10 protein-coding genes are annotated in these 11,051 nt (G+C 49.0%); 4 read left to right on the top strand and 6 right to left on the bottom strand.

Translation table 11 applies throughout. The features are described 5' to 3' along the window. The first annotated feature begins 262 nt into the window (after nt 1-262). The gene (repE, locus tag HV340_RS23525; protein ID WP_008502210.1) at nt 263-1,018 is read left to right on the top strand and encodes a replication initiation protein RepE; all 756 of its coding nucleotides are present in this window, start codon (nt 263-265) and stop codon (nt 1,016-1,018) included. Between the two features lie 299 nt (nt 1,019-1,317). Here the strand turns inward: repE and HV340_RS23520 are convergent, their stop codons facing one another. Beyond that, on the bottom strand, nt 1,318-2,676 hold the full coding sequence (locus HV340_RS23520; protein ID WP_181216585.1) for a hypothetical protein: 1,359 nt from the start codon (nt 2,674-2,676) through the stop codon (nt 1,318-1,320). 232 nt (nt 2,677-2,908) lie between these two features. Here HV340_RS23520 and HV340_RS23515 point away from each other — a divergent pair, with 232 nt between their 5' ends. Together HV340_RS23515 and HV340_RS23510 are read left to right on the top strand one after the other, a co-directional pair. Further along, nucleotides 2,909-3,535: a ParA family plasmid-partitioning AAA ATPase gene (locus HV340_RS23515; RefSeq protein ID WP_008502208.1), complete on the top strand. Its 627-nt coding sequence runs from the start codon at nt 2,909-2,911 to the stop codon at nt 3,533-3,535. Beyond that, nucleotides 3,532-3,837, top strand: a complete 306-nt coding sequence (locus tag HV340_RS23510; RefSeq protein WP_071530977.1) for a hypothetical protein — start codon at nt 3,532-3,534, stop codon at nt 3,835-3,837. The genes HV340_RS23515 and HV340_RS23510 overlap by 4 nt, the downstream gene beginning before the upstream one ends. 72 nt (nt 3,838-3,909) lie before the next feature. Here the strand turns inward: HV340_RS23510 and HV340_RS23505 are convergent, their stop codons facing one another. From HV340_RS23505 to HV340_RS23490, 4 genes are read right to left on the bottom strand one after another with little or no spacing between them, the layout of a single operon-like run. After that, nucleotides 3,910-4,686 carry a site-specific integrase gene (locus tag HV340_RS23505; protein ID WP_033488148.1) on the bottom strand — a complete coding sequence of 259 codons (777 nt, stop codon included), beginning with the start codon at nt 4,684-4,686 and terminating at the stop codon, nt 3,910-3,912. Then, entirely contained in the window at nt 4,686-5,504 is an 819-nt protein-coding gene (locus HV340_RS23500) for a hypothetical protein (RefSeq protein ID WP_033488147.1), read from the bottom strand. The genes HV340_RS23505 and HV340_RS23500 overlap by 1 nt, the downstream gene beginning before the upstream one ends. Nucleotides 5,505-5,552: 48 nt before the next feature. After that, the gene (locus HV340_RS23495) at nt 5,553-5,882 is read right to left on the bottom strand and encodes a hypothetical protein (protein ID WP_033488146.1); all 330 of its coding nucleotides are present in this window, start codon (nt 5,880-5,882) and stop codon (nt 5,553-5,555) included. A 45-nt stretch (nt 5,883-5,927) separates the two neighbouring features. Continuing rightward, entirely contained in the window at nt 5,928-6,230 is a 303-nt protein-coding gene (locus tag HV340_RS23490; protein WP_033488145.1) for a hypothetical protein, read from the bottom strand. A 676-nt stretch (nt 6,231-6,906) separates the two neighbouring features. Here HV340_RS23490 and HV340_RS23485 point away from each other — a divergent pair. Then, nucleotides 6,907-9,117, top strand: coding sequence for an AAA family ATPase (locus HV340_RS23485; RefSeq protein ID WP_023327687.1), 2,211 nt, complete (start codon nt 6,907-6,909; stop codon nt 9,115-9,117). A 631-nt stretch (nt 9,118-9,748) separates the two neighbouring features. Here HV340_RS23485 and HV340_RS23480 read toward each other — a convergent pair. Further along, complete coding sequence (locus HV340_RS23480) at nt 9,749-10,723, bottom strand: sensor domain-containing diguanylate cyclase (protein WP_023327686.1); 975 nt, start codon at nt 10,721-10,723, stop codon at nt 9,749-9,751. Nucleotides 10,724-11,051: the final 328 nt, after the last annotated feature.

Genomic DNA, 11,051 nt, shown 5'->3' with positions numbered 1-11,051 from the left:
TAAAGGGTTGTTAGGTTTACCTTTTTAGAACACCTCTCAGCCCTTTATTCATGCGGGTTTGAGAAGGATCTGTGTGACAATCTGCCCTTTCAGTGTGACAAATCACCCTCAATCTCCATCTTAAAGTGTGACAGATTGCCCTTAACCCTGTGACAAATTGCCCTCATGATTTGTTGTATTCCACAAAGTTATCCCAACCTGTTGACTCTTTTTCAATTAGTGTGACAATCTAAATTCCTGTCACACTTTACACGGACCTGTCATGACGGAAGTTGCGGTTATCAACCATAAAAAACGTAAGAATAGCCCGCGAATTGTCCAGTCAAACGAACTGACTGAGGCGGCATACAGTCTATCTCGCGATCAAAAGCGTATGCTTTATCTCTTTGTGGACCAGATCAGAAAATCTGACGGTACGCTGCAGGAGCATGACGGTATATGTGAAATTCAGGTCGCCAAGTATGCGGAAACCTTCGGGTTGACCTCCGCCGAGGCAAGCAAAGATATCCGTCAGGCTCTCAAGGGATTCGCGGGTAAAGAAGTGGTCTTTTATCGGCCTGAAGAGGATGCCGGGGAAGAAAAAGGTTATGAGTCCTTTCCCTGGTTCATCAAACGTGCCCATAGTCCCTCCAGAGGGCTCTACAGCGTTCATATTAACCCGTACCTCATTCCTTTCTTTATTGGCCTTCAGAACCGTTTCACACAGTTCCGACTAAGTGAAACGAAAGAGATCACCAATCCCTATGCCATGCGCCTGTACGAGTCACTATGCCAGTACCGTAAGCCGGATGGCTCTGGCGTGGTATCCCTGAAAATAGACTGGATCATGGAGCGCTATCAGCTTCCGCAAAGTTATCAGCGTATGCCGGACTTTCGCCGTAGGTTCCTGCAGGCGAGTGTCGATGAGATTAACAGCAGAACGCCAATGCGCCTGTCTTATATAGAGAAAAAGAAAGGACGCCAGACGACTCATATAGTCTTTTCTTTCAGCGACATAATGTCGATTACACCTGAGTGAGTTTTGAGGGTGATTTGTCACAATTAGCAGGGTGGTTTGTCACACTAGAGTTAAAGCTCTCAGGGTGATTTGTCACATAACAGTTTGTCTTCCTTTGCCCTGACTGGTTTTCTGGAACTACATGGTTCCAATTTTGTGCTTTAAATACACTTAATGAGGGCAATTTGTCACATTTAGTTCAGTGCAGCTTGTCACATCTCCCCTCAGCCCTGAGTGTCGTTTGTCACACTTAAGTGCGTCCTTTCCACTTCTGGCTGAGGGTGCATTGTCACTATTTGAATTCAAAACCGCTGCCTGAACTATTTGTGCATTTTCCCTGCACTAAAGATGTGTTTGAGCAGGAAGCTGTTAAATGTCCTGTCTAAAGGTTCTGGCCAACCCGGAGGATCAGTTAAGAGCACACCTTCCTGCTCCATCCAGCTATGTGTTTGCAGTTTACGCTCGACATACTCCTCGGATTCAGAGCCCATTGTTTCGATGATGAAAGTGGTAACTATGTTTTCTTTGCTCGGAACCACATTCAGTATGAAGTCAGGATGAATGACCTCCTCCACCCCATTTTTAGTGCTTTTAGACGTGAAAAGTGGCTTGCTGAGGCTGATAGCATCCGGATGATTTTCCTGACGGCCAGCATAGCTGCTGGCGTTTATTATTACCTTCAGTGTGTCGCGTTCTTTGTTGCTATCCACAGGCACAGGATTATCAAGCGTATACGCAGCATGCGCATAGCCCTCATGGCAGTAAACCTTGCCATCCCTACCTCTGCGGTATTCCAGAATTGCCCAGTATGGGGCCCGACTGCCAGTGTTGTAGGTGCTTTCTCCATTGATACTGACTCGGGCTTCAGGCCTATGGATAAAAGTATTACTCCGAACGCTAAAGGTTACTTCTTCCCGATTGGCATCGGTCGCAATACCAATGATATACACGCATGCCTCCTTATCACTGCTATCAGTCTGCAGTGAGACTTCCAGCTGAGTCAGCATGTCGTTAATCCGTTCGAGGGACAGCCAGGGTGCGCAACTGAACAGCATATTAAGCTGTGTTCCGTTGCCCATTGTATGTTCATCCAGAACTTCTTTTATTCTTTTGACCGAACCGACTAACCCCGGACTTTTGTATTCAGGTACTAGTTCAAGTTGGTTCAGGCCAGCTGCCTGAATGAGAGTCAGCAATTTTCGGCCCAGAGCCGGAATGGGTTTAAGAGTTTTGCGTCGACGCTTACGGAGCACTACCGGCCCTTCCACAGCGGTGATTTTGGTGTCTTTCTTCTTGTCAGGTAACCAGTCATTCCCGCCAACCGGATTTAGTGGGCTGGTTTTTCCTTCTGTGATAGTGTTATCAGCATCCTTACTTTTCTTTAGCCTGAACAAAGGGCACTGTTCATCATGCTGTCTTGTCGTCTTGACGTGGCGTAACCTGGCAACGTTAACCTCGCAGTTAAAAGGACCTTCAATGTTCGGGTCATGTTCGACGCAATCGCATTTTAACCACAACTTACGGCGGTCCATTTCTTCAAGCACAGAATTTGCTATACGTAAATCAGCCTGAGCGGGTTTTCGACCGTTGCTGAACACATGCAGCAATGCCTCTCTCTCTGCCAGATTCAGTTTCCTTTCAAGCCCTCCCCTTGGATTTTTTTTCCACACCAGGTCCATTGCTTTACTCCTTCACTCAAAAGTGCGATTACGATAACAAGATAATATTTTGTTATCGTAATATCTTGTTAAGATCGTAAGATAATAATATTGTATTTTAATGCATTGAATTTAATGTAATTGTTAACATATTAAGTTAATATGATAACAAAATATCAACTCAGGCGCATATTGAAAATTAATGCTTGTTATCCTATTATCTTAATAAGATAACAAACAAGGTGTGCGGAATATGATCATTGTTCTTGGTAGTCAAAAAGGTGGAGTAGGTAAAAGTACGCTCGCAGTTTCCATCGCTGCATATCTTATGGCATTAGGAAAGCGAGTTCTCATTGTAGATGCCGACGATCAAAAATCAGTGCTAACCTGGTATAACAATCGACCAGAGAACTTGCCTCATATGCCTGTGACTGGAGCGTCCGGCAACATCAAAGCCATGCTTAAAGAGCATGAAAAGTCTTATGACTTTGTAATCGCCGATTGTGCTGGCCGTGACAGTGCAGAGATGCGAAGTGGATTAATGGCTGCAGATGTGTTTATTTCCCCTTTACGACCGTCCCAAATGGATTTGGATGTTGTACCTCATACATGCTCTGTTTTTACTGCTGCTAAAGATTTCAACGAGTCTGTACGTGGGTATTTAGTGTTGAATATGACACCAACTAACATGTTCGTTAATGAAGCTAATCAGGCGGCGGATGTTCTCAAAGACTTTCCGGAAATGAATCTGTCTAATGCTCGCGTATGTGACAGAAAAGCTCACAGGGATGCCTGGGCCGAATCAATGACTATTTTTGAAACACAGAACATCAAAGCCCAAGAAGAAATTGAAGCTCTGGTTAAGGAGATCATTCTGTGAGAAATAGAGCACATACGCCGCCAAAGGATGAAGCTTCGTTTATAAACGGAGGTTCAGCTGGCCTTACTGCAAAAAATCTTGACGAACCAAGTAATAAACCTGCGACTAGTAAAGCAAAACCAGTCAGCATCTCTCTTGCTGAAGAGAATCTTAGCTCAATTGATAATGTCATAAGGGAAGAGATGTTATCAGGGAACAGGAGAGTCAATAGATCAGATGTAGTTAGAGCTGCAGTGATGGCGTTAGAAAATTTATCGCGAGAAGAAATATCTCAACTCATTGAAAAATCTAGATTAAAATAATAACTTAATAACTTAATAACTTAATAACCCATTAAGATAGCAAGATAATAAATTACTATCTTGCTATCTTAATCATCTATTTTTTAGCAACGCTACCGCCTCATCGCCCGGCATCTGGAACTGCACCCGGTGCCGTGCCGCGACATCGAGCGCAAACACCTTCGTATACACCTCAGTCGAACTGATGCTCTTATGCCCCATCAAACTCTGCAGCACCTTCAGTGGTATACCGGCATACAGCATGTGCATCGCGTAGGAATGACGGAACGTGTGCGGGGTCACCGGCACGGAGAACGTCACCCCGTCGGCCGCTGCGGCTTCAACTGCTTCGCTGAGCCAGGTGCGAACCGTCCGGTCGGTGATCTCCCAGATGCGTGCCTTCTCGGTTCTGCCGCTTCGCTTATTACGTCGTTCAAGAGGAATTTTCAGCGTGGCCACCATCATCTCCAGTTGACCGACATAGTTCGCATCAGAAAGCGGTACCAGCCGGTGAGTCTGACTGCCGACGGGCGCACGGCCAGCCGTTCTGGCGGCTTTTTCAGCCCTTTGTTTGAGTGTGGCCAGCTGCACGAACGGGTAGGGCGGTGCCAGGGAAAAATCACTCCGGGTCAGGGCCAGTGCTTCGTTAATACGGGCGCCGGTGTTCCACAGGGTAGCAAGAAGCATCTTGCGGTGAAGGTCGGGCACATAGTGGAGCAGGGCACTCACTTCCGGGGCCAGCAGGTATTTCGGCAGTTCGTCCTGAACCAGTGCCATCTGACGCAGGGCCAGCGCCGCCGGATAGTCGATAGAAACTGGTAACTGAGTACCTGTGGCCGAATACCCTCCCAGGGTTACGAGTCCGGTCATCAGGATGATTCTCTGCCCGGGGATATGCGCAGTGCTGCCGCAATGATTTCCCGGTTTTCTTCTGTACGCGAGTTACCAAAATAGTCCACTTCCAGACGCAGGGAATGATCTGCAGCCTCTATCAGATCCGACACTTTCTGCAGGGCGCTCTGCAGCTGCGGCGCTGATATCACTCGTGGCACATCATGCTCATCCACACCGTTGCGGTGTACCAGATCGTTTCGCCAGTCTGCGATGATACCCAGCGGCTCAGTTGGCCAGACGGGCGGTATATGAAGCACAGTCTCGAAATAGCGCTCAATGGTTTTTACGTTATGAAACGTCATCCGGGAAACAAAATTCTGCGCCGCAGGCCGGAACAGAGAAAGAGCCATGTCACGGGCAGCATGTTTTACCGGATTTTTGATTTTATCGGACTTCATATAAAACTCATCCCTGAACCGTGTAAGCGGCAAGTCCTCTTCCAGCAGAGCCCTGGCGCAGTACATCAGGTACGCCTCCATGACCGTCACGGCATGGACGAAAGACATCCTGTACACCAGTTCAGGCTGCTCTGTATCGAGCAGGGTATACAGCCCCTTCAACTCCTGCATGGCGTGTAGGTAACGCTGATGAACATTGTTTAGGGAAGCCACAAACAGCCCGTGTTCATGATCCCACTGAGCCTGATCGGCGAGATACTCCTGTTCCCAGCAATAAAGGTTAGCGGCCTGTTCCCATTCTTCTGAGCCGGGGACAACATCCGGATAATTTTCCGCAAGCCATTTATCAAATCGTTCAGATTCAATATCCATCATCTGGTCTTTCATGCTTCCCATAATGCCAGTACCCTTCTGTATGGTTCTGTAAATGAAAAATCCCGCCGTTCATACTGACGCCGCGCTACCACGGAACGACTCAAAGGCCAGCAGGGCGTCCGTCCTGGAGGGCAGCTCGATACAGTCCCCGCGCTGCGGGTCGATCTCTTCATCTGTGGCCTCGTTATACCGCATACGCAGCCGCCATCCCGTCACGGGAGGTGCGTTCTGTATGGCCAGCACCATCCCTTCCGGCGACAGCAGTTCACGGAGGGTGTAGCAGGCGCCAATCCGGGTCGAATCCCGCAGCCACATCACGGGGTACTCACTGACCAGCTGGCCATACACACATTCCGGCGTATGGAAGTAATTCCCGTCCGCCCTGCATAAATCACACATAATCCCTCCTTTACTGAGAAATCCCGCCTTGCTGAAAGCGTCTTCCTACAGGCGTCGGATTATTTTCCGGGACGCATTAACATCGTGCTTCACCTTAAAAGGGTTGTCTTCAATACCAGGTTCATCACTGACGCAGTCATCGCTTTCACGCCGGCGCCATCCTCCCATAGGTTCAACGAAGATCCCGACGACGTATCCTTCCTGAGTGAGTAAATGTTTTGCCGGTGGGATCTGGGCGACCCCTTTCAGAACCGGATATTCAGTAATTCGCTCATAGATGACATCGTGTCCTTCATCATGGAGTTCCTGAATTAACGCGTCAGCTGTTATGTATTTCGATACCTGCATTCAAAGATCCTCCTGAAGCATTTGAAGAGATACTCATGGAAATAATCACCATGCGCAATCATTCCCTGCTCACACGCCTGAATGTCACGCTTGAGGATTTTCCCCTGCCGTCATCATTTTCAGGCTGATAATAAGCAGCCATATAGCCACGTCGTTAAATTACCGGATGGCCGTTTCGGTGTGATCCGATTTTTTGCGTATTCAACAGTTTCCGGAAGTGTACCACGCACACGAAATAAGCAAAGCGGCAATATCTGCCCCTGCGCGACGGGTCACGGGGAAGGGGGTAAACACAACATATAGAAGAAACAGCAGCTGACAGAGTGGCACATCTTGTGTTTCTGCGCCGCAGCGCGCCCGTGCGCCTGAGGCAGATCCGGAACTCAGGGTTTTCGGATCTTCAAGACGAAGGAAAGATACTGCTGCATATTAAGCAATAATGTAATGAGATTATTGTTATTAAGGTATTAATAACCAAAGCGCACAAAAACATTATTTTTGTTGCCAGTTCTGCATTAATACACCAAAACAAATTCCGCGATCTATCCCGTCCTGTCATGTCAGGTTTAGCGCGCAGGAGTGGTTAAGATAAATCTGATCGGGATGACATAACCCGAATGCAAAGTGGGCTACGATGGAAAGACTGGGCAAACTCAGGGACAACAAGGAGAAAAAAATGGCTCAACTCAGGATCCGGGGCGTCAGAAGCTACGCGCCTGACAGGGATATCTGCTTTGATCTCAGCAGTAAGGTGACACTCATCTATGGCCAGAACGGCTCAGGAAAATCCACGGTATCAGGCTATTTCTATGACCGGCAGGCGGATAAATACCGGCACTGCACCTTTGAGAGCCCGCACGTCAGCCACTTTCAGGTCTTTAATCAGGAATACATTGACAGTAAGTTCACCCGTTCTGACTATCAGCCCGGGATCTTCACCCTCAGCGAGGCCAATCAGGAAAGCCAGGACAAAATAAACAGTAATAATAAAGAAAGCGCAAAACTGAGTGCCCGGACAGATAAGCTGAATGAGGAGATCGCCGAGAAGGAAGGTATGAAGGAAACGGTCACTGACAGCTGTGCCAAAGATATTTTCAACCGGACAGTCAATGACAGGAAAATCCTCAGCGATTTCCTGGATGGCGCTAAAATTAAACGATCGTTTTACGAACGTATGGTGGCAACACCGCTGTCGGAGGTTAGCACCACGGCTGAGGCGCTGGCGGATAAATGGCGGATGTTAAGTCAGAGCGAAGGAACGCTTGTCGCCGAAATTCATATTCCCCCGACAACTGTTTTAACGGAAGACACCCTGACACTGATGCAGGAACCCGTGATGCCTGCAAGCAGTACGCAATTCTCTGCTCTCATTCAGAAGATCGGTAATGCTGACTGGGTGCGCCAGGGACAGCAGTATATACACGACGATATCTGCCCATTCTGCCAGCAGTCCCTGGATGTCACGGCCTTTTCGCGCGAACTCATTCAGATGTTTGATGAGTCATACCAGACGTCTCTCGGGGCGCTGAGCCAGGCCGCAGAACGACTTGCTCAGGACTGTGATGCCCTGGCCGAATTAGAACGCCGTGTTACGACCCATGCTTTCGTTGATGAGGACAGTCAGATTTTAAGCCTGGTGAAAACGGTCAATAAAGGCTTCCGGATCCTGTTACAGCAGCTCCTTACTAAAATTAAAGAGCCTTCCCGGAAGGTACAACCCGAGAACGTTCAGGATCCCCTGGTGCAGCTCCGGAAGGAAGTGGACGTTTTAAATATCCGGGTACGGGAAAACAACCGTCTTGCTGAAAACTTCAGTCAGGAAAAACAGAACCTGTATACGGAAGTTATGGCGCACCTCAGGGGAATTTGTGAGGAGTTCTTTGCCGGGCGTGACCGGCAGCTTGGCGAACTGCAGAACGAAATCGACACCAGATTGCGTGAAGTCGGCGCCCTGGCTGCCAGTAAGAAAACACTGGATGATGAGACGAACAGGCTGACCGGACAGCTCTCCGACATCCAGCCAACCATTAACAGTATCAATGCGAATCTCAGGCTGCTGGGGATCACCGGCTTTGAAATCATCTGCCATGATGCAGAGATGAAACTGTACCGTCTTCGCCGGGGAAGCGAGCCAGAAAAGGCGGAAGTCTTCAAATCCCTCAGTGAGGGTGAGAAAACAATGGTTGCTTTTCTCTATTTCATCGAATCGTGTTCGGGCAGTCTTACCCCGGAAACCATCCATCCGGAAAATAAACTCATTGTGATTGATGACCCGATTTCCAGCCTGTCACATAACTATATCTATGAAGTTGCAGCACTCATTAAGCGGAAGATAATTAAGGCCGCTGCAGCGAGACATGTGGTGATACTGACGCATAATATGTTTTTCTTCCAGGAGATGCTGCTGAACAGCGGCCGCCTGCAGGATGGCAGGAAAGCGCCAGCAAACTGGTCGCTGTTTCGCATCATCAAGTCGGATTACAGTTCCTGCGAAACGCTTTCCATGCATGAAATGCTCAATGAATATCAGGCGTTATGGCAGACACTGAAAGACGTCAGGGATGCGAAAACCCAGCCCGTGGTGCTGTTCAATACGATGAGGAATATTCTGGAGTATTATTTCAGCTTTTCCTGCAAGAATGAAAAGCTTAAAGAAGCCCTGGAGTCTCTGGCAACGGAACACAGCGATGCCGGAGAATATGATTCATTTTACCGGGCCATCAACCGCCACTCGCATTCGGACGGTAGAAATCTTTTCTCAACCGGCGTCATCGATAAGGAACGCTATCTGAACATGTTCAGGAAAGTGTTTATTCACACTGATGACCATGAACACTATCTTGCCATGATGGGTGAATCCGAAGAACGGCCGGAAACAGAGGCGTAAACAAAGAGTATCGTCACCTGCGGGTACCGTTCACTTAACGCGTCGGGAGCGAGCGCATGTGATTACGCACATGCTCTACGCGCCCGAAACGAAAACGTGTATACCGTACAACGGGTACAATTTTCGGTTTCATGGCGGGTTTCCTTTTACAGTCCGGCTACTGCCGGAAGTCCCTGTAACCATTTACAGGCGGTAAAAAGCGCAGAGGGGAACACCCGAGGTGACGACAGCTGATTATAAGCCCCGTTCCGGTTTGACGTAAATCATTTCCACATTTGAAAAAGGGAAAATCAGGGCTCCCATTCTGTCCGGGAGCTAACTGCGATGTGCATCCAGCTTTGAATAACCAAACCTAATGAAAGTCACTGCTCATGCTGTTAACGGCCGTCCCGCATTCAAGTTCCCTCCAGGCAGCCGAGCGTGATATTTCCGACTTTGCCTATTTTTCAGATCTCGGGAGAGGAAGAGAGGAATTATTGCAGCATGGACACAAAAAACGAGTAATTGTTGCGATGAGAGGATTATTGCTCCATGAGCAAATATAAATGACTTTATGCGCCATGAGGTTAAATATATTGTTCCTGCCGTCCGGCTGAACCCCGGGGCAGGGGATCAGCCGGGAAGGAAAGCGTCACGGTTCTGCTTTCCGGGAGAGGGTCTTTCGTTTTTTCTTCAGGTACATCACTTCGTCACATTTGCCGATCATTTCCGCCAGCGTCGCGTACTGGTCTGCGTTATTGATCAGTTCGCCAAAGGAATAATTGATGTTGTAGGGCTTACCCGAGGTGTCATTGTAATGATCCAAACTGGCACTCAGCGCTTGCAGAAAAGAACTCGTGTTCCCGTTTCGCCGGATCAGGGCGGCAAACTCATCCCCGCCGAGGCGGCCTGCTATTTCGCCCGGTTCGAGGTGCTGATGTAAAAAGCCGGCAAAAACCTTCAGCACCTCGTCTCCCTCTGCGTGTCCCCAGAGATCGTTCACCGGTTTGAACCTGTCCAGATCGAAATAGATGAGGCTGAACGACGCATCCTGCCGGTTCATCGCGCGGAAGAGTTTTTCGCCGGCGCGGTAAAACCCGCGCCGGTTGGGAATGCCCGTCAGGCTGTCCGTCATGGCCATGCTGATGGCCTCGAATTCGTCTTCCACGATACAGGCCAGATCCCGGAGGGACGCAATGTCATCATCCGTGAAGGCGCGGGGAACGGTGTGGATCAGGCACAGCGTGCCGGCCACCGTGCCGTCGGGCAGGTTCACCGGCTGGCCGGCGTAGAACCGGATGTGGGGCTCACCGGTGACCAGGGGATTGTCACGGAACCGCTCATCAGCAGCTGCGTCGTGAACAATGAAGGGCCCCTCCTGCAGAATGGCATGCCCGCAGAACGAGATGTTACGCGGGGTTTCGCGCACGCCGACGCCCTGGCAGGCGAGGAGCCACTGGCGCTCGCGATCCAGCAGGCTTATCAGGGCCACCGGGACCTGAAAGGCTTTGCGGGCCAGCCGCGTCAGGCGTTCAAAACGCTCATCGTCACGGGTATCAAGAAGGCCGGTAATATACAGGGACTTCAGCCTCTGTTCTTCATTCTCCGGTATACCGGGTGCCTGCATGTAATCTCCTGGTATGTACAAAGTATATATGCAGATGAAAAGGTGTTTGGATCTGACTGAGTGTAATTATAGTTCACGACTTATCTGCCAGCGGCTGAACTTCAGGTACAGGAATTCACGTTTATCACTCGTACTAGACTCTCCGGAGGACCAGGGGAATGACCGGGTCTGTTACGGTGAGGGAATCTGTAAACCTCAGGATTTTTGCCGGGAAAGTACGTACAACTGCTATCTTGATTAGTAAATGTTAAAATTTGTAGGTATCCACCCGTTAAACAAAATGATTAATATTTAAAAATACTCGTTGAACACCCGTGCCGTAATAATG

The organism is Enterobacter sp. RHBSTW-00975, assembly GCF_013615235.1.
Taxonomy (GTDB): domain Bacteria; phylum Pseudomonadota; class Gammaproteobacteria; order Enterobacterales; family Enterobacteriaceae; genus Enterobacter; species Enterobacter ludwigii.
This window is presented reverse-complemented; position numbering and strand designations above follow the sequence as displayed.

Excerpts from the sequence above, each read along its gene's own strand:
- repE (WP_008502210.1), top strand. The coding sequence starts at position 263 with ATGACGGAAGTTGCGGTTATCAACCATAAAAAACGTAAGAATAGCCCG.
- HV340_RS23520 (WP_181216585.1), bottom strand. The coding sequence starts at position 2,676 with ATGGACCTGGTGTGGAAAAAAAATCCAAGGGGAGGGCTTGAAAGGAAA.
- HV340_RS23515 (WP_008502208.1), top strand. The coding sequence starts at position 2,909 with ATGATCATTGTTCTTGGTAGTCAAAAAGGTGGAGTAGGTAAAAGTACG.
- HV340_RS23505 (WP_033488148.1), bottom strand. The coding sequence starts at position 4,686 with ATGACCGGACTCGTAACCCTGGGAGGGTATTCGGCCACAGGTACTCAG.
- HV340_RS23500 (WP_033488147.1), bottom strand. The coding sequence starts at position 5,504 with ATGGGAAGCATGAAAGACCAGATGATGGATATTGAATCTGAACGATTT.
- HV340_RS23495 (WP_033488146.1), bottom strand. The coding sequence starts at position 5,882 with ATGTGTGATTTATGCAGGGCGGACGGGAATTACTTCCATACGCCGGAA.
- HV340_RS23490 (WP_033488145.1), bottom strand. The coding sequence starts at position 6,230 with ATGCAGGTATCGAAATACATAACAGCTGACGCGTTAATTCAGGAACTC.
- HV340_RS23485 (WP_023327687.1), top strand. The coding sequence starts at position 6,907 with ATGGCTCAACTCAGGATCCGGGGCGTCAGAAGCTACGCGCCTGACAGG.
- HV340_RS23480 (WP_023327686.1), bottom strand. The coding sequence starts at position 10,723 with ATGCAGGCACCCGGTATACCGGAGAATGAAGAACAGAGGCTGAAGTCC.